17 protein-coding genes and 4 pseudogenes are annotated in these 22,813 nt (G+C 67.0%); 13 read left to right on the top strand and 8 right to left on the bottom strand.

The window, feature by feature from the left end; all coding sequences use genetic code 11:
• The first annotated feature begins 4 nt into the window (after positions 1-4).
• Both QP164_RS07565 and QP164_RS07570 read left to right on the top strand, forming a co-directional pair.
• Positions 5-1,183: a vWA domain-containing protein gene (locus QP164_RS07565; protein WP_333922754.1), complete on the top strand. Its 1,179-nt coding sequence runs from the start codon at positions 5-7 to the stop codon at positions 1,181-1,183.
• Between the two features lie 89 nt (positions 1,184-1,272).
• Positions 1,273-1,599, top strand: coding sequence for a hypothetical protein (locus tag QP164_RS07570; protein ID WP_333922755.1), 327 nt, complete (start codon positions 1,273-1,275; stop codon positions 1,597-1,599).
• 237 nt (positions 1,600-1,836) lie between these two features.
• On the opposite strand, the pseudogene QP164_RS07575 reads toward QP164_RS07570, so the two are convergent.
• Positions 1,837-2,977: pseudogene (locus QP164_RS07575) on the bottom strand (anhydro-N-acetylmuramic acid kinase).
• 106 nt (positions 2,978-3,083) lie between these two features.
• Here QP164_RS07575 and rimO point away from each other — a divergent pair.
• Positions 3,084-4,436, top strand: a complete 1,353-nt coding sequence (gene rimO, locus QP164_RS07580; RefSeq protein WP_333922756.1) for a 30S ribosomal protein S12 methylthiotransferase RimO — start codon at positions 3,084-3,086, stop codon at positions 4,434-4,436.
• Between the two features lie 107 nt (positions 4,437-4,543).
• Here the strand turns inward: rimO and QP164_RS07585 are convergent, their stop codons facing one another.
• Positions 4,544-4,690: a lmo0937 family membrane protein gene (locus QP164_RS07585; protein ID WP_121903249.1), complete on the bottom strand. Its 147-nt coding sequence runs from the start codon at positions 4,688-4,690 to the stop codon at positions 4,544-4,546.
• 164 nt (positions 4,691-4,854) lie between these two features.
• On the opposite strand from QP164_RS07585, the gene QP164_RS07590 reads away from it, so the two are divergent.
• Both QP164_RS07590 and QP164_RS07595 read left to right on the top strand, forming a co-directional pair.
• Positions 4,855-6,246, top strand: a complete 1,392-nt coding sequence (locus QP164_RS07590; protein WP_333922757.1) for a serine hydrolase domain-containing protein — start codon at positions 4,855-4,857, stop codon at positions 6,244-6,246.
• The gene (locus QP164_RS07595) at positions 6,243-7,625 is read left to right on the top strand and encodes a leucyl aminopeptidase family protein (RefSeq protein ID WP_333922758.1); all 1,383 of its coding nucleotides are present in this window, start codon (positions 6,243-6,245) and stop codon (positions 7,623-7,625) included. The genes QP164_RS07590 and QP164_RS07595 overlap by 4 nt, the downstream gene beginning before the upstream one ends.
• Positions 7,626-7,846: 221 nt before the next feature.
• Here QP164_RS07595 and QP164_RS07600 read toward each other — a convergent pair whose 3' ends face one another.
• Both QP164_RS07600 and tpiA read right to left on the bottom strand, forming a co-directional pair.
• Complete coding sequence (locus tag QP164_RS07600; RefSeq protein ID WP_333922759.1) at positions 7,847-8,521, bottom strand: hypothetical protein; 675 nt, start codon at positions 8,519-8,521, stop codon at positions 7,847-7,849.
• 151 nt (positions 8,522-8,672) lie between these two features.
• On the bottom strand, positions 8,673-9,419 hold the full coding sequence (gene tpiA / locus QP164_RS07605; protein WP_333922760.1) for a triose-phosphate isomerase: 747 nt from the start codon (positions 9,417-9,419) through the stop codon (positions 8,673-8,675).
• Between the two features lie 147 nt (positions 9,420-9,566).
• Here tpiA and QP164_RS07610 point away from each other — a divergent pair, with 147 nt between their 5' ends.
• The gene (locus tag QP164_RS07610; protein ID WP_333922761.1) at positions 9,567-11,522 is read left to right on the top strand and encodes a peptidylprolyl isomerase; all 1,956 of its coding nucleotides are present in this window, start codon (positions 9,567-9,569) and stop codon (positions 11,520-11,522) included.
• Between the two features lie 4 nt (positions 11,523-11,526).
• Positions 11,527-13,020, top strand: a complete 1,494-nt coding sequence (trpE, locus tag QP164_RS07615; protein WP_333922762.1) for an anthranilate synthase component I — start codon at positions 11,527-11,529, stop codon at positions 13,018-13,020.
• 167 nt (positions 13,021-13,187) lie between these two features.
• On the opposite strand, the gene QP164_RS07620 is transcribed toward trpE, so the two are convergent.
• The gene (locus QP164_RS07620; protein ID WP_333922763.1) at positions 13,188-13,592 is read right to left on the bottom strand and encodes a hypothetical protein; all 405 of its coding nucleotides are present in this window, start codon (positions 13,590-13,592) and stop codon (positions 13,188-13,190) included.
• A gap of 197 nt (positions 13,593-13,789) precedes the next feature.
• Between QP164_RS07620 and QP164_RS07625 the strand changes: the two are divergent.
• The 4 genes and pseudogenes from QP164_RS07625 to moaC all read left to right on the top strand — a co-directional run bounded on the left by QP164_RS07625 (position 13,790) and on the right by moaC (position 16,702).
• Positions 13,790-14,430: pseudogene (locus tag QP164_RS07625) on the top strand (anthranilate synthase component II).
• A 36-nt stretch (positions 14,431-14,466) separates the two neighbouring features.
• Positions 14,467-15,460: pseudogene (trpD, locus tag QP164_RS07630) on the top strand (anthranilate phosphoribosyltransferase).
• A 1-nt stretch (position 15,461) separates the two neighbouring features.
• A complete protein-coding gene (gene trpC, locus QP164_RS07635) occupies positions 15,462-16,238 on the top strand; it encodes an indole-3-glycerol phosphate synthase TrpC (protein WP_333922764.1) in 777 nt (258 codons plus the stop codon).
• Positions 16,235-16,702, top strand: coding sequence for a cyclic pyranopterin monophosphate synthase MoaC (gene moaC / locus QP164_RS07640; RefSeq protein WP_333922765.1), 468 nt, complete (start codon positions 16,235-16,237; stop codon positions 16,700-16,702). Before trpC ends, moaC begins: the two co-directional genes overlap by 4 nt.
• A gap of 91 nt (positions 16,703-16,793) precedes the next feature.
• On the opposite strand, the gene QP164_RS07645 is transcribed toward moaC, so the two are convergent.
• Entirely contained in the window at positions 16,794-17,486 is a 693-nt protein-coding gene (locus QP164_RS07645) for an energy transducer TonB (protein ID WP_333922766.1), read from the bottom strand.
• Between the two features lie 586 nt (positions 17,487-18,072).
• Between QP164_RS07645 and QP164_RS07650 the strand changes: the two are divergent.
• Positions 18,073-19,253, top strand: a pseudogene (locus QP164_RS07650) (molybdopterin molybdotransferase MoeA).
• 68 nt (positions 19,254-19,321) lie between these two features.
• Entirely contained in the window at positions 19,322-19,993 is a 672-nt protein-coding gene (lexA, locus tag QP164_RS07655) for a transcriptional repressor LexA (RefSeq protein ID WP_132896753.1), read from the top strand.
• Between the two features lie 681 nt (positions 19,994-20,674).
• On the opposite strand, the gene QP164_RS07660 is transcribed toward lexA, so the two are convergent.
• A complete protein-coding gene (locus QP164_RS07660; RefSeq protein WP_333922767.1) occupies positions 20,675-21,268 on the bottom strand; it encodes a hypothetical protein in 594 nt (197 codons plus the stop codon).
• Positions 21,268-22,782 carry a ComEC/Rec2 family competence protein gene (locus QP164_RS07665; protein ID WP_333922768.1) on the bottom strand — a complete coding sequence of 505 codons (1,515 nt, stop codon included), beginning with the start codon at positions 22,780-22,782 and terminating at the stop codon, positions 21,268-21,270. Before QP164_RS07665 ends, QP164_RS07660 begins: the two co-directional genes overlap by 1 nt.
• Between the last annotated feature and the right edge of the window lie 31 nt (positions 22,783-22,813).

Raw genomic sequence — 22,813 nt, forward strand, 5'->3', positions numbered from 1 at the left:
GCCTGTGTTCCTGAACTTCCTCGACGAACTCCGCAGCGCCGGCATTCCCGCCAGCCTCAAGGAGCACCTCATCCTGCTGGAGGCGCTCGACGCCGAGGTGATCGAGCGGACGCCCGAGGATTTCTACTACCTCTCCCGCGCGGTGTACGTGAAGGACGAGGGGCTGCTCGACAAGTTCGACCAGGTCTTCGCCAAGGTCTTCCGCGGCCTCGCCACCAGCTACGGCACGCCGGCCGGCGAAGTGCCCGAGGACTGGCTGAAGGCGGTCGCCGAGAAATTCTTGAGCCCCGAGGAAATGGCTGCGATCAAGTCGCTGGGCTCGTGGGACGAGATCATGGAGACGCTCAAGAAGCGCCTCGAGGAGCAGAAGGAACGCCACCAGGGCGGCAACAAATGGGTCGGCACCGGCGGCACATCGCCATACGGTAACGGCGGCTACAACCCCGAAGGCGTCCGCATCGGCGGCGAAAGCACGCACAAGCGCGCGCTGAAAGTCTGGGACCAGCGCGAGTTCCGCAACCTCGACAACACCAAGGAACTCGGCACCCGCAACATCAAGGTGGCGCTCCGCCGCCTGCGCCGCTTCGCGCGCGACGGCGCCGCCGACGAACTCGACATCGACGGCACGATCGCCGGCACCGCGCGGCAAGGCTATCTCGACATCGTCATGCGCGCCGAACGCCGCAACGCGGTGAAACTGCTGCTGTTCCTCGACGTCGGCGGCTCGATGGACCCGTTCGTGAAGCTCTGCGAAGAACTGTTCTCGGCCGCGACCACCGAGTTCAAGAACCTCGAATTCTTCTATTTCCACAATTGCCCGTACGAAGGCGTGTGGAAGGACAATACGCGGCGCTTTGCCGAGCGCACGCCGATGTGGGACCTGCTCCACAAATACGGCCACGACTACAAGCTGATCTTCGTCGGCGACGCGTCGATGAGCCCGTACGAGATCACCCACCCCGGCGGCTCGGTCGAGCATTTCAACGAGGAGCCGGGCGCGGTGTGGATGCAGCGGCTGACGAACACCTATCCGGCGGCGGCGTGGCTCAACCCGGTGCCCGAGGCGCAATGGGGCTATTCGCAGTCGGTGCGGATCATCCGCGAACTGATGACCGACCGGATGTACCCGCTGAGCCTCGCCGGGCTCGACGACGCGATGCGCGAGCTGACCCGCAAACGGTGAGTTTGGCGCGGCAAGCGGCTGACCGTAACGGAACCGTCACGGACGCGATCGGTTTATCGGGCATCATCCCTTACCGAAGGACAAGCCCTATGTCGTCGATCCCCAACTCCGCCATGCCGCACGCCAAGGTCCATCACGACGACGACCACAAGCCGAAGTCCGACGCGAAGAAGACCGCGGCGACCAGCGATTGGGTCGAGGATGCGACCGATGCGGCAAAGGCCGGCCTCGCGACGGCGACGGATGCGGTGAAGTCGCACCCGAAGACCGCGATCGCGGTCGGCGCGACGGTAATCGCGGGAATCGCAGCGGCGATCGCAGCGCCTGCGTTGCGCGCGAAGGACGCGGCGGAGAAGAAGCCACCCGAAAAGAAGCCGGAGCCGAAGAAGCTAGCCAAGGCCAAGAAGCCGCACTGATAGCTTGGTGCACCTAGTCCGGTGCACCACCCCGGCGAAGGCCGGGGCCCAATTGGGGGACGTCGCTAACTGAGCGCGGGCTCCGTTACCGCAACCTTTCCAACTGGGCCCCGGCCTCCGCCGGGGTGGATATCCAACACTGGACGGCTCGCACTTCCTTGTTCTCCCGCGAAGGCGGGAGCCCAGACTGGGCTCCCGCCTTCGCGGGAGAACAACTTTTAAACGCCAGCCGGCAAACTAAACCCGATCCACAACCCCACCAGCCATCGCCACCGGCACCCCAGTCGTCCCCGGAAAACTTATCGCCAGCCCCTTCAGCGTCCGCACCGCCATATACGCGAACCCCTCGGCCTCCAGCGCATCGCCGTTCCACCCGAGCACATCGGTAGGCTCCACGACCAACCCGGTCCGCGCGGCGATCATCGCCAGCATCGTCGGATTATGCCGACCACCCCCGCCACCAGCAACCGAACCGGCCGAGCCGGCAAATGCCGCAAAGCCTCCGCCACCGTCGCGGCCGTAAACGCGGTCAAAGTCGCCGCGCCGTCCGCAGCCGACAACCCCCTAGCCGGCTGGATCGTGAAGTCATTCCGATCCAAAGACTTCGGCGGAGGCGCATCGAAAAACGGGTGATCCAGCATCGCCGTCAGCACCGTTTCGTCCACCCGCCCGGACGCCGCCAACGCCCCCCGGCATCATACCGCGCACCAGTCTCCGCCTCGACCCAGCTATCGATCAGCCCGTTCGCCGGTCCGGTATCGAACGCCACCAGCCCATCGCGGTCCGTCATCTGCGCCCGCTCCGGCGACATCTCGCGCGAATCATGCATGTCCCGCCCGCCGGGAATGAAGGTGATGTTCCCCACCCCACCAAGGTTCAGCACCGCGACCGGCCCCTCGAGCCCAGCCGCCAACGCCGCATGGTACACCGGCAGCAACGGCGCGCCCTGCCCACCAGCCGCGACATCCGCCGAGCGAAAGTCCGACACCGTCGTGATCCCGGTAGCCCGCGCGACCGCCGCCCCGTCGCCGATCTGCCACGTCCAGCGCCGATCCGGCCGATGCGCGATCGTCTGCCCGTGAAAGCCGATCACGTCGACCTCCGCCACCGCAACCCCCGCATCCGCCAGCAACTTATGCACCGCGAACACATGCGCGCGCGTGATCAGTTCGCCCGCAGCGACGACCGGCGGACTGGCACGCGGCTTGTCGAACGTCAGCGCCATCCGCGTGGCTTCCGCCAACTGCGCCCGCGCCGCATCCGAATAGGGCTCGCCACGAAACGCGATCGGCCGCACGAACGCCTCGCCGTCGGTCTCGATCAACGCCGCGTCGATCCCGTCGAGCGACGTCCCCGACATCAGTCCAATCGCCAGCATATCGGTTCCTTCCCGCGCAATCCGCCCACCCATGGCGCCCCCTCTTGGATGATGCATTTTCCGCCGCCTAGAAAAACCGAACTTTGCGCCTATGTGCGCGGGCTTCATGGCAACAACACTCCCCTCCCCGCCGAAGATCGGCATGGTCTCGCTCGGCTGTCCGAAGAACCTCGTCGACAGCGAACGGATACTCACGCAGCTCCGCGGCGACGGCTACCAGATGTCGCCGGATTATGCCGGCGCCGACATCGTCTTGGTCAACACCTGCGGCTTCCTCGATTCCGCCAAGGAGGAAAGCCTCGAAGCGATCGGCGAAGCCATCGCTGAGAACGGCCGCGTCATCGTCACCGGCTGCATGGGCAAGGAAGCCGACGCGATCCGCGCGCGCTTCCCGCAGGTCCTCGCGATCACCGGCGCGCACGAATACGAGCAGGTCGTCGGCGCGGTCCACGAGGCTGCCCCGATGCCGCCGTCCGCATTCCTCAACCTGATCCCCGACGCCGGCCTGAAGCTGACCCCGCGCCACTACAGCTATCTGAAGATCTCGGAGGGCTGCAACCATCGCTGCTCGTTCTGCATCATCCCGAGCTTGCGCGGTGACCTCGTCAGCCGCCGCCCCGACGCGATCCTGCGCGAGGCGGAGAAGCTCGTCGAAGCCGGCACCAAGGAACTGCTGGTCATCAGCCAGGACACGTCGGCGTACGGCGTCGACCTCCGCCACGCCAGCTGGCCGGTGAAGACCGGTGGCCCGATGTCCCGCAACGAAGCCCGCGACGTCCGCGCGCACATGACCGACCTCTCGCGCGAACTCGGCAAGATCGCGCCGTGGGTCCGCCTCCACTACGTCTACCCGTACCCACACGTCGACCACGTCATCCCGCTGATGGCGGAGGGCCTCGTGCTGCCGTATCTCGACATCCCGTTCCAGCATGCCGCGCCGTCGGTGCTGCGCCGAATGAAGCGCCCCGGTAACGACGCGAAAGTGCTCCAGCGCATCCACAACTGGCGGACGGTCGCCCCCGACATCACGATCCGCTCGACCTTCGTCGTCGGCTTTCCCGGTGAGACCGAGGAGGATTTCCAGTATCTGCTCGATTGGCTCGACGAAGCGCAGCTCGACCGCGTCGGTGCGTTCCGCTTCGAACCAGTCGAAGGGGCGGCGGCAAACCTGCTCCCCGACCACGTGCCCGAAGAGCTCAAGGAAGAGCGCTACGCCCGCATCATGGAAAAGACCGCGGCAATCTCCGCGGCCAAGTTGCAGGCCAAGATCGGCCGCACGCTCGACGTGATCATCGACGCGGTCGACGAAGAAGGCGCCACCGGCCGCTCACAGGCGGACGCGCCCGAGATCGACGGCGAGGTCTTCCTGCGCGATGCCGGCCACCTGACGGTCGGCGACATCGTCCCGGTCACGATCGAAGACGCCGACGATCACGACCTCTACGGCGTCCCAGCCTAAATCCCTCCGTCACCCCGGACTTGTTCCGGGGTCCACCGTTCCCCAAACTCGATAGTATCCGGTACGCGGAACGGTGGATGCCGGAACAAGCCCGGCATGACGGAAAGTCAGACGACGTTGCGGCCGGTGAACAGCTTGATCAGAACGACGATGACCGCGATGACCAGCAGGATATGGATCAATCCGCCCGCGACATGGAAGGCGAAGCCTGCCAGCCAGAGGATCAGCAGGATGACGGCGATGGTATACAGCATGGTTGTGTCCCCTAAGACGTGAAAAGGCTCCCGGTCGGACGATGAAACGTGCGTGTAACACGGCGTGTTCCGTCAACATTTCTGCCCTAGCCTAACCCCCTCAACCGTTACGGAATAAAAATCACGGCGTTGCGCGCGCACGCCGGTTCTGCTTCGTTGCGCGCATGATCCTCCGCCTTCTCGCCGTCGCCGCGCTACTCCCGGCCCCCGCCATCGCGCAGTCGCTCACCCCCGCCGAAACCGCGCAGATCGACACGCTGGTCACCGGCGCGCTCGGCGATACCGGCGTGCCCTCAGCCTCGATCGCGGTGGTGCGCGGCGGCCGGATCGTGTTCGCGAAGGCGTACGGCAAACCGTCCGAGGCGATCGCCGTCGCGGACCCCAAGCTCCCCTACCAGATCGCCTCGATCTCCAAGCAATTCACCGCCGCCGCGATCCTGCTGCTCGAAGACGAAGGCAAGCTCAGGCTCGACGACACTGTCGCCAAATACATCCCCGGCATCACCGGCGGCGACCGCATCACGATCCGGCAGCTGCTCAGCCACACCTCGGGCCTGCAAGATTACTGGCCGCAGGATTACAGTTTCGCGGCGATGGCCAAGCCCGTCACGCCGCAACAGATCGTCGATCGCTGGGCCAAGAAACCGCTCGATTTCCAGCCCGGCACGCAGTGGCAATATTCGAACACGGGCTATGTCGTCGCCGGCCTGATCGTCGAAAAGGTCGCCAACCAACCCCTCCTGTCGTTCCTCCAACAACGCATCTTCAAGCCGCTCGACATCCGCGCGCTCGATCAGGACAAGGCGATCGGCAAGGCCTTCCCCCAAGGCTATGGCCGCTTCGCGCTAGGCCCGGTCCGCCCTGAGACGCCCAGCGCGGATGGCTGGCTCTACGCCGCCGGCGAACTCTCGATGAGCGCGGAAGACCTCGCCAAATGGGATGTCGCACGCCTCAACCGCACCACGCTGCCGGCCGACGACTGGGCCGCACAAGAAACCCCGGTCAAGCTCGCCGACGGCAGCAGCAACGGCTACGGCCTCGGCGTCTTCACCGGCAGCGCCAACGGCCGCCGCTACGTCGAGCACAGCGGCGAAGCGGTCGGCTTTCTGTCCGAGAACACCGTCTACCCCGACGACAAAGCGGCCATCGTCGTCCTCACCAACAGCTGGTTCAGCGACGCGACGGGCCGCATCGCCGCCGGGGTCGCCAAGATCGTCCTGCCGCCCGCGCCCGCCAACGCCGAAGACACCGCCGCGCTCGGCCGCGCCCGCGCCGTCTACGACCAGCTCCGCACCGGCACGCTCGATAGGAAAGGCCTCACCGAAGACGCGAATTACTATTTCAAGCCGGTCGCGCTCGCCGACTACAAGACGAGTCTGAGCACGCTCGGCGAGCCCACCGCGTTCGCACAAACCGGCAAGACCCGCTTGCGCGGCGGCTTCGTCAACCGCACCTACCGCATCACCTTTCCCGACCGCACGCTTTCGCTCAGCACCTATGCCGAGCCCGACGCGAACGGCCGGTACGAACAACTCCTGGTGGCGCCTGCTCAATGACCGACTTCGCATCGATGCTGCAACCCGACCGCGGCCAGCCCGCACGGACGATCCACGTCGTCCACCCCGACGCGTATGAAGGCTGGCTCGCCAAACAGTCGCAGCGCTTCCGTACGACCGTCGCCGCACACCGCCTGACCGGCAAGCCCGGCGATCGCGCGGTGCTGCCAGGCGACACCGCCGACGACTGGTCGATGCTGCTGGTCTGCAACGAAGCTGTGACGTCGCCGTGGCGGATCGCCTCGCTCGGCGCGTCGCTGCCCGCGGGCACGTATCGCCTTGCAGAGGGGCCGGTCGGCGCGGCCGGGCTCGGCTGGATGCTCGCCCAGCACCAATTCACGCGGTACGTGAAGCCCGACCCGACCGGCCCTCGCGTTCTCCTGACCGCCGACGCCGCGCATATTGACGAGACCGTGCGCCTCGCCGAAGCCACCGCACTCGTCCGCGACCTCGTCAACACCGGCGCGTCCGACATGGGGCCCGCCGACCTCGAAGCCGCCGCCGAAACGCTCGCCAAACGCCACGGCGCGACCGTTACGACCACGCGCGGCGATGCGCTCGCGACCGGCTACCCGATGATCCACGCGGTTGGCCAAGCCGCGAGCAAGGACCGCGCGCCACGGCTGATCGAACTCGAATGGGGCGACCCGTCTCACCACCGCATCGCGCTGGTCGGCAAGGGCGTTACCTTCGACACCGGCGGGCTCGACATCAAGCCGTCCGCCGGCATGCGGCTGATGAAGAAGGACATGGGCGGTGCAGCGCACGCGCTGGCGCTCGCCAGCCTCGTGATGGCCGCCAAACTCCCGGTCCGCCTCCATTTGCTGATCCCCGCGGTCGAGAACTCGATCGCCGGCAACGCCTTCCGCCCCGGCGACGTGCTCGCGACGCGGAAAGGCCTGACCGTCGAAAACACCAACACCGACGCCGAAGGGCGCCTCATCCTCGGCGACGCGCTGACCAAGGCGGGCGAGAGCAACCCGGAGCTGATCCTCGACTTCGCCACCCTGACCGGCGCGGCGCGAGTCGCGCTGGGGCCCGACCTGCCGCCGCTGTTCACCGACGACGAGGCACTCGCCGCGGACCTGCTTGCGGCTGGGATCGACCAGACCGACCAGATGTGGCGCCTGCCGCTCTGGAACGCCTATGATGATATGTTGAAGTCCGACGTCGCGGACATGGTCAACGCGCCCGACGGCGGCTTTGCGGGCGCGGTCACGGCAGCGCTGTTCCTTCGCCGGTTCGTGCCGAAGAATACCGCGTGGGCCCACCTCGACGTCTTCGCTTGGCGACCATCGACGAAGCCGGGCCGACCAAAGGGTGGCGAGGCCTACGCCCTACGCGCCGCGTTTGCGATGTTGGCGAAGCGTTACAGCTGACCCGTTCCCCGCGGAGGCGGGGGTCCAGGGTTACGAGAGTTACCCTATGAGATCCTGGGTCCCCGCCTCCGCGGGGGAACGAAGAGGCCGCAAAGCGACAAGGCCGTCTTTAAGCCAGTCACCCCGGACTTGTTCCGGGGGCCACCGTCCCGCAAAGTCTCAATCCGCTGATGTGCGGCACCGTGGATGCCGGAACGAGCCCTGCATGACGGAAGGCGATGTCACCCCGTCGCGAACTGCCCGAACGGCAGCAACTTGTCCGCCAGCGCCTTGGTCGCATTCGCATCGCCCGCGCGCAACGGCACCAGCACCGCCAGCGCCGCCTTCCGCACATACCCATCGATCGCACTCGGCGTCGGCGCCTTGCTCGCGGTCTCGACCAAAGCCCGTCCCCGAGCGTCGTTCGGATCCAGCTCAAGCCGCAACAACCCCGCCAGCCCGGCGAACATCGCACGGTTGCCGCCCAACGCCACCGACTTGTCGAGCGCCTCCAATCCGGTCGCCTTCTGCGCGCCCGCCACCGCACGCCCGACGAACCGCCCGAGCTTCGCGATCACCCCGACATGCCACGCGCCCAGCGCCGCCTGTGCCTCGGCATTGCGTGGATAGCGCGTCACCAGCGTCTCATATTGCTTCCGTGCGGCGATCGCCTGCCCGCGATTGCCGAGCAGTTTCGCGCGATAGCCGTTCGCCATCGCCTGGATGATCGCCGCCTCCGGATCGTTCGGCGACCGGCTCAGCGCCTGCCCCGCCGCCGCCGCCGCCTTGTCGATCCGCGCCAAAGCCACGTTCCGGTCGCGATCGACAAACCCGGCCTGAGTCAGCAGTTCGCGCGGAGTCTCCGCCCGAGCGGGGATCGCGGTGACAATCGCACAGACTGCAATCGAGGCGCTCATGCACCCGGGAATCCACCTGGCCATATCAACCCTCGCACCAAAGCAGCGTCACGCCGATCCGCGATCCGCCCACCGAATCGCCCATTAATCATAAGACGCTAGGGTTTATCGGGACTTAACGACTTTCAACGCAAGCCATCGCCGCCCGCATCTATAACGAGGCCGCTGCCTCGATGATTGGCACGAATTTGTCTGCGGTCAGGCTCGCCCCGCCGACCAGCGCCCCGTCGACGTTCGGCGTGTCGAGGATCGACGCCGCATTCGCCCCCGTCACCGAGCCGCCATACAGGATGCGCACCCCCGCCGCCGCATCGCCGATCAGCATCCGCAGTTTCGCGCGAGCGATCGCGTGGATCGCCGCAATCTCTTCCAACGTAGGCGTACGCCCCGTGCCGATCGCCCAGCGCGGCTCATAGGCCAGCGTAAACCAGCTGCCGTCGGCATTGTCGGGCACCGATTTCTCGATCTGCGCCTGCACCACGCGCTCGGCACGATCCGCGTCGCGCTCCGCCTCGGTCTCGCCACAGCACAAAATGACGTGCAGCCCCTGCCGCCGCGCCGCCGCCGCCTTCGCCCATGCGTCGTGGCTGGTCTCATGCTGGTCCGCGCGCCGCTCCGAATGCCCGACGATCGTGAACGACGCGCCGACCTCCTTGACCATGCCCGCCGACACGCATCCGGTATGCGGGCCGCTATCCGCCTCGTGGACGTCCTCCGCACCGATCGCGAGGCCGGGCACACGCTCAGAAGCCGCGGCGATCAGCGTGAACGGCACCGCCACCGACACGTCGATCCCCGGCGCCGCACTCGCCGCCGCAGCGATCGCGTCGAGTTCGACGAGCATCGCCCGCGACCCGTTCATCTTCCAGTTTCCGGCTACAAGCTTACGCCGCATCATCGTCTCCCAGATATTTTGCCCAGCGATAGCGCCACACCCGCACCACACAACCCCGCACGACCTGATCGCCGCGTGACGCGCCCGACTTGAAGAGCCGCCCGCGCCCCCGTAAAGCAACCCCGTTCTATCCCTGTCGATCGGCTGTCCATGCTCGCTTTTTTCCGCCGTCTTACCCACTCCAGGGTCGGCGTGATCATCACCTTCCTCGTGCTCGGCGTGATCGCGCTCGCGTTTGCCGCGGGTGACGTGACCGGCCTGAGTTCGATGACGGGCGGCGCCGGGATCACCGGCGGCGACGTTGCCAAGGTCGGCAAGGCCGAGGTCACCGCGAACGAAGTCAAGACGCAGGCACAGACGCAGCTCGAAGGCTTCCGCCAGGAACAGCCGACGCTCGACATGGCGACCTTCGTCAACCAGGGCGGCCTCGACGGCACGCTCGACCGGATCATCTCCAGCATGGCGCTCGAGCAGTTCGGCCGTGCACAGGGCATGGTCGTCAGCAAGCGCGCTGTCGACGGCCAGATCGCCAGCATCCCGGCATTGCAGGGCCCTACCGGCAAGTTCGACGAGAATCTCTACCGCCAGGTGCTCGCCCAGCGGAAGCTGACCGACGCGCAGATCCGCAGCGACATCGTTCGTGATACGTTCGCGCAGCAATTGACGATCCCCAGCACCGGTGCGACGCAGGTGTCGAGCCAGCTCGCGCTTCCCTACGCTTCGCTGCTCCTCGAAAAGCGCACCGGAACGATCGGCTTCATCCCCGCCGCAATCGTCCCCGCCGGCCCGGCGCCGAGCGACGCCGACCTGAACACTTTCTACAAGCGCAACATCGCGCGCTACACCGTCCCTGAGCGCCGGATCGTCCGCTACGCGATCGTCTCGCCAGACCGGGTCAAGGCGCAGGCGGTTCCGACCGACGCCGAGATCGCCAAGGCCTATCAGCAGGACCGCGCAAAATACGCCGCGACCGAGAAGCGCACGATCACGCAGGTCGTCGTCGCTGATCAGGCCGGCGCGACCGCGCTCGCCGCCAAGGTGAAGGCCGGTACCAGCCTCGCCGACGCCGCCCGCGCTGCCGGTCTCGAAGCGTCCACGCAGACGGGCGTCGAGAAGGCCGCCTATGCCAACACCGCGTCCGCACAGGTCGCAGATGCCGTGTTCGCCGCCGCGAATGGCGCCGTGATCGGCCCGGTCCGCACGCAGCTCGGCTGGACCGTCGCCAAGGTCGACAAGATCGAAAACGTCGCCGGTCGCTCGCTCGACCAGGTCCGCGGCGAGATCGCTGCCGCACTCGGCATCCAGAAGGCGGCCGCTGCGCTATCCGACGTCCATGACAAGATCGACGATTCGCTGTCGAAGAACGCGACCTTCGACGAAGTGATCGCCGACCAGAAGCTCGCGGCCGTGACCACGCCTGCGCTGATCGCGAGCGGCGTCAATCCGGATGACGCGGCCAGCAAGCCCGATCCCGCGATCGCGCCGCTCGTTGCCGCCGCATTCCAGGCGGCTGAAGGCGATGGCCCGCAGCTCGTCCAACTCGGCACCGATGGCGGGTTCGCCGTCGTCGCGCTCGGCCGCGTCGTCCCCGCGACGCCCCGCCCGCTGGCACAGGTTCGCGCCGCCGTGCTGCAAGACGTGACCGCCGATCGTTCGCGTCAGGCTGCGCGGAAAGTCGCCGCCGACGTGCTCGCGCGGATCAACAAGGGCATGCCGATCCAGCAGTCGCTTTCGCAGACCGGTTTGAAGCTGCCGGCCGCGCGTCCGCTGACCGCCTCGCGTGCGCAGATCGCCGCCGATCCGCGCGGTGCACCGCCGGCCCTCGCGCTGATGTTCAGCATGGCGCCGAACACCGCCAAGACGCTGGCCGCGCCCGATGACAGCGGCTGGTTCGTCATCAAGCTCGACAGCATCGCCAGTGGCAATGCGGCGGGCAATGACGCCGCGATCAAGGCCGCGCGCGCCAATATCGGCCGCTCGGTCGGTCGCGAATATGTCGAGCAGTTCGCCAAGGCAGTCCGCGCCGACGTCGGCGTGAAGACCAACGCGGCATCGCTCGCCCGCGTCCGCGCCGACCTGCTCGGCAACGGCGCCACCGGGAACTGATCGTATGACGAGCGCGCGGGAAGCCTTGGCCGAAGGGCGCCCCGCCCTCGTCTGGCGTCGTCATGTCGCCGATACCGAAACCCCGGTCGCAGCCGCGCTGAAGCTGATCGAGCCGGGGCGTGGCGACTTCCTGCTCGAATCGGTCGAGGGCGGCGAGACCCGTGGTCGCCACAGCCTGATCGGCCTCGCCCCCGATCTGCTGTTCCGCGCGCATGGCCACAGCGCCGAGATCAACCGTCATTGGGCGACCGATCGCGACACGTTCGAGCCGTGCCCGGTGCAGACGCTCGATGCGTTGCGTGCACTCGTCGCCGAATGCCGCGCGGACGTTCCCGCAGAACTGCCCCGCGCGCTCGCCTGCCTGGTCGGCTATTTCGGCTATGAGACGATTGGCCTGGTCGAGACCCTGCCGCAACCGCCGGTCGATCCGCTCGGGCTGCCCGACATGATCTTCGTGCGGCCGACCGTCGTCCTCGTGTTCGATCGCCTGACCGACGCGCTGTACCTCGTCGCACCGGCCTGGCCCGATCCCACCCGCAACGCTGACGCGATCGTAACCGAAGCCGAAGAGCGCTTAGATGCGGTTGCCGCGAAGCTCGCCAGCACACCCGTCCCCGCGCCGATCCGCGCCGACGTCGCCGAACCCGTCTACACGCCAGCGCTACCCGAAGGCCGCTACGGCGAGATGGTCGCTACCGCGAAGGACTACATCCTCGCCGGCGACATCTTCCAGGTCGTGCTCGCGCAGCGCTTCAGCACGCCGTTCGCGCTCCCTCCGTTCGAGCTCTACCGTTCGCTAAGGCGCATCAACCCTTCGCCGTTCCTCTATCATCTCGACCTGCCCGGCTTCGCGCTGATCGGCTCGAGCCCCGAGATTCTTGTCCGCGTCCGCGACGACGAAGTAACGATCCGCCCGATCGCCGGCACGCGCCCCCGCGGCAAGTCCGCCGCCGAGGACGAGGCAAACCGCGTCAGCCTGCTAGCCGACCCCAAGGAGCGCGCCGAACACCTGATGCTGCTCGATCTGGGACGTAACGACGTCGGCCGTGCCGCGGCGCCGGGGTCGGTGAAGGTAACCGCCAGCTACGGCGTGGAATTCTACAGCCACGTCATGCACATCGTCTCGAACGTCGTCGGCACGCTGTCCCCCGACAAGGACGCGCTCGACGCGCTGTTCGCCGGCTTCCCGGCCGGCACCGTCAGTGGTGCACCAAAAGTCCGCGCCTGCCAGATCATCGCCGAACTCGAACCCGAACGCCGCGGCGCGTACGCAGGCGGGGTCGGCTATTTCTCTCCCGACGGATCGGCGGACTCGTGCATCGTGCTGCGGACGGCGGTGGTGAAGGACGGCACGATCCACGTCCAGGCCGGTGCCGGCATTGTTGCCGATAGCGTCCCCGAATACGAACAGCGCGAGTGCGAAGCCAAGGCTGGCGCGATTCTCGCCGCGGCGCGCGAAGCAGTCAGCCGGGCGAAAGCTCCGGGCTTCGGTCAGTAGGCCCGCCCGATAACGCCACCCCGGCGAAGGCCGGGGCCCAATTGGGAAGGTCGCCGTAACAACGCGCAACCTCAGTTAAAACCGTCCCCCAATTGGGCCCCGGCCTCCGCCGGGGTGGTAGAAGTAGTTGCTCGACGACAATTACTGACCAACTCTAGCTGATCAAATCATGGAGTCGTATTCGTCTCGCTAGCCGGCGCACGACGCTCCTGAGCATAAGCATTGTTCCGCGCCAGGAAGCAGCCGGACTGGCCACCCGTCCCGACCGCCGAACACGTATCCGGCAACCCGCCAGCCACGCGCCCAAGCTGGTCCATCGACGCGGCACGGTTCACCCAGCTCTGGTTCTGCGCCGCGATGGGCTTGTCGTCGCGCAGCGCCTTCGGAATACGATAGGGCTGATCGAGCGTCGAGCAGACCACCACCTCGCCGTTGGTCGACGGCGGACACTTCTGATCACCGGTCAGCGTAACGCTGCGGATGCGCTGCGGTGGCGAGGCGACCTGAGCATCCTGCGCGAACGCCATGGTGGGAAGTGCAATCAGTGCGGCAAGGACGACGGTACGAAACATGGATCAGGCTCCTTTGAACGAATAACGTCCGTCACACGGCATTGCTCCGCACTGAATGAATGCCTGCGCTGCCTCCGCCATATAGGGCTCGCTCCGGCCGATCGCGACCCGCCCGCGACGAAATCGCGATGACCCGGTACGACTGCCGCCGTACGCGGGCATATTGCACCGGGCTCCGCTTAGGCTATGGCGGCGCCATGATCCTCGTCGTCGACAATTACGACAGCTTCACCTGGAACCTGGTCCATTACCTGATGGAACTGGGCGCCGAGGTCGAAGTCGTCCGCAACGATGCGATCTCCGCCGGGCAGGCTCTGTCGTCGGGCGCGGACGCGTTCCTCATTTCCCCGGGCCCTGCACGCCGACCGAGGCTGGCGTCAGCCTCGACTTGGTCGCCGCCTGCGCCGACGCCGGCAAGCCGCTGCTCGGCGTGTGCCTCGGTCACCAGGCGATCGGCCAGCATTTCGGCGGCAAGGTCGAGCGCGGGGGGCTCATGCACGGCAAGACCTCGCCAGTGCTCCACGACGATACCGGGCTGTACGCCGGATTGCCCTCGCCGTTCATCGCCACGCGCTACCATTCGCTGATCGTCAATGCGGTGCCGGACACGCTGGTGGTGAATGCAACCGCGCAGGACGGCACGGTCATGGGCTTCCGCCACAAGACGCTGCCGATCCACGGCGTCCAGTTCCACCCGGAGAGCATCGCGACCGAGCATGGCCACGAAATGCTCGCGAACTTCCTCAAGATGGCGAACATCCCCCACCAACTCCCCTCCCGCCTGCGGGAGGGGTCGGGGAGGGCAGCGCCGCACCCACGACGTCGGCTGGACAGGTAGCCCCTCCCTAACCCCTCCCGCAAGCGGGAGGGGAATGTGACCACCACCACGCTCCTCCCAGACCCATCCTCGCCTCTCTCGCGCGAGATCCTCCCGCGAAGCGTTCGCCGACATACTCGACGCCCGCGCGAGCAACGACGCGATCGCCACCTTTCTCACTGACCTCGCGACCCGCGGCGAAACCAGCATCGAGATCGCCGAAGCCGCGCGCGCACTCCGCAACCGGATGATCCCGATCGACGCCCCTGCCGGCGCGATCGACGTCTGCGGCACCGGCGGCGACGGCCACCACACCTTGAACGTCTCGACCGCCGTCGCACTCGTCGTCGCAGCGTGCGGCGTCCCCGTCGCCAAGCACGGCAACCGCGCCGCCTCGAGCAAAGCCGGCGCCGCCGATACGCTCGAAGTCCTCGGCCTCGACATGGATCGCGCCGGCGCCACCGCTGAGGCAAGCCTCAACGAGATCGGCATCGCCTTCCTGTTTGCCGCCAACCACCACCCGGCGATGAAGCGCATCACCCCGATCCGCCAACGCATCGGCAAGCGCACGATCTTCAACCTGATGGGCCCGCTCGCCAACCCGGCCGGCACCACCCGCCAGCTGATCGGCATCGCCCGCCCCGATTACGTCGCGCTCTATGCCGACGCGCTCGAACAGCTCGGCACCGAAGCAGCGCTGGTCGTCTCGGGCGAAGAAGGCCTCGACGAACTGTCGGGCGCCGGCCCCAGCATCGTCGCCTCGGTCGGCACCGTCGCGCTGCCCGCCAAGGTCGCCCCCGAAGACGCCGGCCTTACCCGCCACGCCATCACCGACATTCGCGGCGGCGACGCGCACCACAACGCCGACGCACTCCGCCGCCTGCTCAAGGGCGAGACCGGCGCCTACCGCGACGCCGTCCTGCTCAACGCCGCCGCCGCCTTGATGGTAGCCGGCACCGTCCCCACCCTTGTCGAAGGCGCCGCGCAAGCCGCCGCCGCCCTCGACACCGGCAGCGCCGACGCGCTGCTCGCCCGCTGGATCGCCTACTGACATGACCATGCTCGACCGCATCATCGAAACCAAGCGCGCCGAAGTCGCTGCCCGCAAAGCCACGACCTCGCTCGCCGACATCGACGCCGGCATCGCCCGCATGTCGAAACCCCGCGGCTTCCGCGCCGCACTCGACGCAAAGACCGGCTACGCGCTGGTCGCCGAGATCAAGAAAGCGAGTCCCTCGAAGGGCCTGATCCGCGCCGACTTCGACCCGGTCGCCCACGCCCGCGCCTATGAAGCCGGAGGCGCCGCCTGCCTCTCGGTGCTGACCGACGAAAAGTGGTTCCAGGGCTCTGACGCCTACCTGACCGCGGCGCGCGACGCCGTCTCGATCCCCGTGCTGCGGAAGGACTTCATGGTCGACCCGTGGCAGTCGACCGAAGCGCGCGCGATCGGCGCCGACTGCATCCTGATCATCGTCGCAGCACTCGACGACATCCAGATGGCCGAGATCGAGGCCTCCGCGCTCGAATGCGGGATGGACGTGCTGGTCGAGGTCCACGACGCACACGAGATGGAGCGCGCGCTGCGGCTCAAGTCGCGCCTCATCGGCGTCAACAACCGCGACCTGCGCGACTTCTCGGTCGATTTCCAGCGCACCTACGACCTCGTCGGCAAAGCCCCGAAGGACTGCACCTTCGTCGCCGAGAGCGGGCTCACGACGCGCGCCGAACTCGACGCGATGGCCGCGCACGACATCCACTGCTTCCTGATCGGCGAAGCGCTGATGCGCCAGGACGACGTCGAAGCCGCCACCCGAGCGCTCGTCGGGTGACCGGCTTGACGCACATCGACGAAGCCGGCGCGGCAAGAATGGTCGACGTCGGCGGCAAGGCGGTCACCGCACGCGAAGCCATCGCCTCCGGCCGTATCACCATGTCCGCCGAAGCCGCCGCGGCGATCGGCGCCGGCACCGCGAAAAAGGGCGACGTCCTCGCCGTCGCGCGCGTCGCCGGCATCATGGCTGCCAAGCGCACCAGCGACCTCATCCCGCTCTGCCACCCGCTCCCGCTGACCAAGGTGGAAATCGACCTCGTGGTGGACGAAACCGGCGTAACCGCCACCGCCACCGCCTCGACCGAAGGCAAGACCGGCGTCGAGATGGAAGCGCTCACCGCCGCCACGGTCACGCTCCTGACGATCTACGACATGGCCAAAGCGATCGACAAGACGATGGTCCTCACCGACATCCGCGTCCGCGCAAAGTCCGGCGGCAAATCCGGCAACTGGGCCGCGTAGAAGAAAACCCTCTCCCCAACGGGGAGAGGGATAGACGCCAAAGGCGGCGAGGGTGAGGGCAAGCCAAGCAGAACGCGCGTAGCTTTGGACTTCAATCGTCATCCATAGACCAGTCGTGGCTCTCCACGATCGTCGACTCCACCGGTCGCCCTGCCGCATCCAGCGACGGATCATACCGAAACCGCTGCTCGATCAGCCGACACGTCAGTGCATCAAGCTCCCGGCTCCCACTCGACCGGGTCACCCGGCACCGCGAGACTCGCCCATCGGTTTCGACCACGTACCGCACGAATACGCGCCCTCTGATCCCGGTCTCGGCACCGTCGTCCGGATAGTCGGAGTCCTTCAGCCGCCCCTTGCGCCACCGCGGCGGCGTCTCCTCACCACCCCCGCCGTCGCCATTGCCATACCCACCGCTCCCGGTGCCATTGCCGATCCCGCCACTCCCCGTCCCCGGCCCGCGCACATCCGAAGCGCCCGCCGTAGCCTGCGCCCCCACCCCCGCCTTCTCCGCAATCACGACAGGCGGCGGCACCACAACCGGCACCACCGGCGGCGGCGCCACCACCTCGGTAGCCTTCGACTTCAAATTAGGCGGCGACGCAGCCCCCTCGGGCTTCCGGCTAGGCGAAGGCCGAGGCCTGACCTTCTCCTCGGGCGGCGGTGGCGGAGGCGGCGCCGCATCGAACACCTTCAACGCATCGCTCACCGCCGCCGGCATCGACACCACCAGCCCACTGAGCAGGGCATAGCCCAGCACCCCCGGCAACAGCACGGCGCCCACCGCCGCCCCGATCCTGTCTCTCGCCCGAGGCTGATTACGCGTCATCATACTGATCTGGTGTCTCTTTCCCCAAACAAAGCCCCACACCGGATGAACCCGCGCTGGCCAGAGGTTCGAAGGACGCGAAGGCCATCATCCGCATCCACTCGCCGACCTGGAAAAAACGGCACCAACCTACCAGCACCACCCCAGCGAAGTGGCACCACCCCGGCGAACTAGCACCACCCCGGCGAAGGCCGGGGCCCAATTGGGAAGGCCAACATTACAGCGACCGCCCTCCGCCCAACCCCTGTTTCCCCGCGAAGGCGGGACCCAGACTGGGCTCCCGCCTTCGCGGGAGAACAAGGAGGCAGTAGCTGCGACGGACCGCCCTGCCAGCAGCCGCAGTCCCGACAACACCTGTCCTACACCCCAAACCCATGGCAAAGCGCCAGACAAGGCCGAAACTCACACCCTCCCGCCGGACCTTCTACCGGACGAGACCGTTCCAAACCTGAACCCCAGAACTGCGCCCGCCAAAAGTCTCCCAGCGTGTGAACTTCCTGCACTTTCAGCAGGAAAACCACGTAATATCAGAGCCAAAAGCATGACCCTAGTCCCCGTCGCCGAAGCCCAGTCCCGCCTCTTCGCCATGGCCCCTCGCGTCGGCTACGAGACCGTGACGTTGCGCGAAGCCGCCGGCCGCTGGGCCGCCGAGGACATCCTCGCCCGCCGCACGCAGCCCGCCGCAGACCTCTCGGCGATGGACGGCTACGCGATCCGCTTCGAAGACCTCCCCGGCCCCTGGACCGTCATCGGCGAAAGCGCCGCCGGCCGCCCCTTCACCGGCAAGGTCGGCCAAGGTGAAGCCACCCGCATCTTCACCGGCGCCGCCATGCCCGACGGCGCCGACACGGTCATGGTCCAGGAAGAAGCCGAGCGTGACGGCGCAACCCTGATCCTAGCCGGCGAAGGCCCCCCGACGCTCGGCCGCAACACCCGCCGCAAGGGCCTCGATTTCTCCACCGGCACCCGCCTGATCGCCGCCGGCGACCGCCTCAGCCCCGCCCGCATCGCCGTCGCCGCAACCGGCGGCCACGGCAGCCTCACCGTCAACCGCCGCATCCGCGTCGCCGTCGCCGCCACCGGCGACGAACTCGTCCCCCCGGCTCCACCACCGACGGCGTAGCGCTCCCCGAATCGAACGGCATCATGCTCGCCGCGATGCTCGCCGACATGCCCGTCGACATCATCGATCTCGGCATCCTGCCCGACAATCTCGAGATCCTCCGCAAAGCCTTCGCAAGCGTTCAGGCAGACCTCCTAGTCACCACCGGCGGCGCATCGGTCGGCGACCACGACCTCGTCCGCCCGGCGATCGAAGCCGCCGGCGGCACCATCGATTTCTGGCGGATCGCGCTGCGCCCCGGCAAGCCGATGATGGCCGGCCGGATCGGCGAGATGATGGTGCTCGGCCTTCCCGGTAACCCGGTCTCCGCGTTCGTCACCGCGACGCTGTTCGTTAAACCCGTCGTCGCGCACATGGCGGGCGCGCGCGACCCGCTCCCCCAGTCGACCCACGCGCTGCTCGGCGAAGACCTGCCCGCCAACAACGCCCGCACCGACTATCTCCGCGCCGAACTGCGCGACGGCAAAGCCTATGCTTCGACGATCCAGGACAGTTCGATGCTGCTTACGCTCGCACGCTCGACCTGCCTCATCGTCCGTCCCGGCGACGCCCCGGCGGCAAGGGAGGGCGAATCGGCGGAAATCCTCGTGATCGCGTAACACGAGCGCTTGACGGCGTTAATTATGTTCCATAGAAGTTCCCAGTCTGTTCCGGACGGAGAACCGCCATGCTCACGCGCAAGCAGCACGAACTCGTCTGCTTCATCAATGATCGCCTTAACGAAACCGGCGTCTCGCCGTCGTTCGAGGAGATGAAGGACGCCCTCGACCTCAAGTCGAAGTCGGGCGTCCACCGTCTGATCAGCGCGCTTGAGGAGCGCAACTTCATCCGCCGCTTGCCGAACCGCGCGCGCGCACTCGAAGTGCTTCGCATGCCCGAGCGTGCCGAGAAAAAGGCGCCATCAAAGGCGTCGAACGTAAAGCCCGCGCCCGCTACCGCGCCACAGCCAGCGAACGACGTCGTCGAGATCCCCCTCCACGGCCGCATCGCCGCCGGCGTCCCGATCGAAGCGTTCGAAGGCAGCACGATGTTGGCCGTCCCCGCCGCACTGCTGGGTTCGGGTGAACACTATGCGCTCGAAGTCTCCGGCGACTCCATGGTCGAGGCCGGTATCCTAGACGGCGACTACGCCCTGATTCGCCGCACCGAGACCGCCCGAGACGGCGAGATCGTCGTCGCCCTGATCGAAGACAGCGAAGCCACCCTGAAATACTTCCGCCGCGAAGGCGCCATGGTCCGCCTCGACCCTGCAAACCGAGCCTACGACCCCCAACGCTACGCCCCCGCCCAAGTCCGCGTCCAAGGCAAACTATCCGGCATCCTCCGCCGCTATGACTGAATGACCGGGACCGGCCTGCGCCACAGCGACGCAGGCCGATCACGGTTTTTAGTTGCTAAGGAAAAGCGCCCGCTCAAGCTGGTGAGCTAAGTCGCTCGTTCCCGCTAGCGACGGTGACCGCGTCTGATCGGCAGACTAAGCGATATACTCGATACTCGGAGCTGTCGGGAACAGTTCTTCGACATGCCCAAGCAAGGACCGCCAAGCGTCCGGAAGCCCCTCTCCCGCTCCGATGCATAAGCGCGACTTCGACTCGAACCCTCAATCTCTGCGCCTCTGCGCCTTTGCGCGAACATTTCGTCGCCAATCACCCACACAGCCGAAGAATTTGTTCGCGCGGAGACGCGGAGACGGGGAGGTATTGCGTTCGGCGAGAGACGAAGCTGTTCCAATGCCTGCGGCAGTAAGACCGAACAATAGCCAGCCCGATTCATCCATCGTAAAAAACTTCTCCGCGGCTCCGCGTGAACCAATTCTTCGCGCTGGGATCGCATACGGCTACGGATGATTTTGTTCACGCAAAGGCGCAAAGGCGCAAAGTCGCGAAGATGTGGTGCTTAGATCGGCGTCTATTTGCCTTCGCAGACCACCGAAAAACCGACGTCGACTTATCGTTCATGGAGGTGTGAATGTCTCCCGAATCGCATCACCTTCGCGCCTTTGCGCCTTCGCGTGAACATTCTACTTTTGACGGCCTCGGCTGGCGCGAAACGCTGACGCTGCGTTATGAAACCTGCCATGTCCCGGCTTGAACGAGTGCGCGGTGCGTTCGAGGAGAGGCGGATCGCGCCAGGGGTGACGATCGTCTGCATTCAGGATGGTCACGACTGTCCCGCTCCCCAAGGTCAGCGCGACACCGCCCGTCCGCCGGAGCACACGACGATCCAGCTTCAGCCACCGCGGCGCACAACGTTTCGGCAGACCGCGGTCGCTGACGACGACATCGGCGCCGCGGCAGGCGGCGATGAACTCTGCAATCGGAACCATATAGGCGCTGCGGGTCGCTAGGATGCGCCACATCCGTCCTCGTCCAGCGATATCTGTGACGCACAGATCGCGGCTGCATCGGGCATCGGGTTGGTCCGCGAGCAGGAGCGGCTCGCCATCCACCCCACCATTCTCGGCCAGCATGTCGCGCGTATAGTCGCCCGCCCGGTCGCGCAGCATCGCCAGCCCCGCCGCGGTTCGTACCGCGACGTGGCGACCGTCTCCCGTCACCAGAACGTCAGGCGCTGGCGTGGTCAGCGCCCAGATCGCGCCGGCCGCCAGCGGCATCAGCCCGAGGCGTCGCCACTGGGTCCGCCAGAGCGCAATCCAAATCCCCCGACGATCATTAGCGCGAACGCCGCCGTCGGCATCGCGGGCAACGACCGCACCGAGCCGGGAGCGCTGGCGACGATATGCGCCAGCCAGAGCAACGCATCGAGCGAGCGTTGGACCAGCCACCAGATCGGCGCGCCAAGACCGCCCGCATCGAGCAGCAGTGCCAACGCTTCCAGCGGCATCACCACGAACGTCGTCAGCGGGATCGCGACGATGTTGGCGAACGCGCCGTACAGCCCCGCCTTGTGGAAATGATAGACCGCGATCGGCATCAGCGCGAATTCGACCAGCAGGCCCGTCAACAGCAGCGATGCGACACCCCGCGCGAGTTTGCGCCCGCGTCCTTCGTCATGCGGACCAAAGAACGCGCGGATCACAGGATGCTCGTGCAGCGCCATGATCGCGGTGATCGCCGCGAACGACAGCTGGAAGCTCGGTCCGGCTGCCGATTCGGGCAATACCAGCATGACGCACGCCGCTCCCGCCGCGACGAGCCGCAACGTCATCGCCTCGCGTCCCATCGCCAGTGCCGCCAGCACGAGCAACGCGGCCACGCACGACCGGATCGTCGGCACTTGGCTCCCGGTCAGCAAGGTATAGCCGATCGCCGCCGCCGCACCCGCCAATGCAGCGATCAGCGGCAGTCGCGCATGAAGCGCCAGCCAAGGACTGAGCGCCAGTAGCCGCAGCACGATCAACATCGTCGCTGCCACCGCCGCGGTGATATGCAACCCGCTAACCGACAGCAGATGTGCGAGGCCCGCCCGGCGCATCGCCTCCGAATCCTCTTCGCTGATCGCACCAACGTCACCCGTTGCGAGCGCTGCCGCTATGCCGCCTGCGCTGCCGTCCAGTCGCGAGACGATATGGTGCGACAGAGCGACGCGAATGCCGGCGCCCGATCCGCTCGGCGTCGTCACAGCAACCGGTGCAAAACCGCGTCCCGTCGCGCCGATACCGCCGAACCACGCAACCCGGGCGAAGTCGTAGGCGCCTGGCACCGCTGGCAAAGGCGGCGGCATCAGGCGAGCGCGCAGGTGTACGACTGCCCCGGTCCCGAGCAGCTTAGGCGCATCGGTCTCCGCGAGGTTGACGCGGACCCGGTAAGGCAAGGCAACCGGCTGCCCATTAGTCTCCACACCTTTGCCAAGTGGCAGAACCGTCAATCGCACCAATTTCCGCGCCACCAGCGGTTCGATCGCCTCAACCTTCGCCGAGAAGCTCGCGATCGTCGGGCCGCCCAACACCGGTCGTGCCACCGATTCCGACCGAGCCCAGATCAGCCCAAGACCGAGCCCCGCAGTCAGCAGACCAATCGCCAGCGCGCGCGCCGCACGCCCGCCCTGCCCCACGGCCAGACAAGTCAACCCACTCGCCACCAGCAGCAGCAACATCACGCACCATGCCGCCGCGTCGGGCAGCGCAAACCACAGCGCTATCCCACCCCCAGCATCACCGGCAGCCACAGCACCAGCTGGTCGCGCTCCGCCTCCAGCC

It is taken from the genome of Sphingomonas sp. LR59, from assembly GCF_036855945.1.
In the GTDB taxonomy this organism is placed as follows: domain Bacteria; phylum Pseudomonadota; class Alphaproteobacteria; order Sphingomonadales; family Sphingomonadaceae; genus Sphingomonas.

Bases quoted from the DNA above. Each gene is read 5' to 3' on its own strand.
- QP164_RS07590 (WP_333922757.1), top strand. From the start codon at position 4,855: ATGATCCTCCGCCTTCTCGCCGTCGCCGCGCTACTCCCGGCCCCCGCC.
- lexA (WP_132896753.1), top strand. From the start codon at position 19,322: ATGCTCACGCGCAAGCAGCACGAACTCGTCTGCTTCATCAATGATCGC.
- QP164_RS07585 (WP_121903249.1), bottom strand. From the start codon at position 4,690: ATGCTGTATACCATCGCCGTCATCCTGCTGATCCTCTGGCTGGCAGGC.
- QP164_RS07610 (WP_333922761.1), top strand. From the start codon at position 9,567: ATGCTCGCTTTTTTCCGCCGTCTTACCCACTCCAGGGTCGGCGTGATC.
- rimO (WP_333922756.1), top strand. From the start codon at position 3,084: ATGGCAACAACACTCCCCTCCCCGCCGAAGATCGGCATGGTCTCGCTC.
- QP164_RS07570 (WP_333922755.1), top strand. From the start codon at position 1,273: ATGTCGTCGATCCCCAACTCCGCCATGCCGCACGCCAAGGTCCATCAC.
- QP164_RS07595 (WP_333922758.1), top strand. From the start codon at position 6,243: ATGACCGACTTCGCATCGATGCTGCAACCCGACCGCGGCCAGCCCGCA.
- trpE (WP_333922762.1), top strand. From the start codon at position 11,527: ATGACGAGCGCGCGGGAAGCCTTGGCCGAAGGGCGCCCCGCCCTCGTC.
- QP164_RS07620 (WP_333922763.1), bottom strand. From the start codon at position 13,592: ATGTTTCGTACCGTCGTCCTTGCCGCACTGATTGCACTTCCCACCATG.
- trpC (WP_333922764.1), top strand. From the start codon at position 15,462: ATGACCATGCTCGACCGCATCATCGAAACCAAGCGCGCCGAAGTCGCT.
- QP164_RS07600 (WP_333922759.1), bottom strand. From the start codon at position 8,521: ATGAGCGCCTCGATTGCAGTCTGTGCGATTGTCACCGCGATCCCCGCT.
- QP164_RS07660 (WP_333922767.1), bottom strand. From the start codon at position 21,268: ATGCCGCTGGCGGCCGGCGCGATCTGGGCGCTGACCACGCCAGCGCCT.
- tpiA (WP_333922760.1), bottom strand. From the start codon at position 9,419: ATGATGCGGCGTAAGCTTGTAGCCGGAAACTGGAAGATGAACGGGTCG.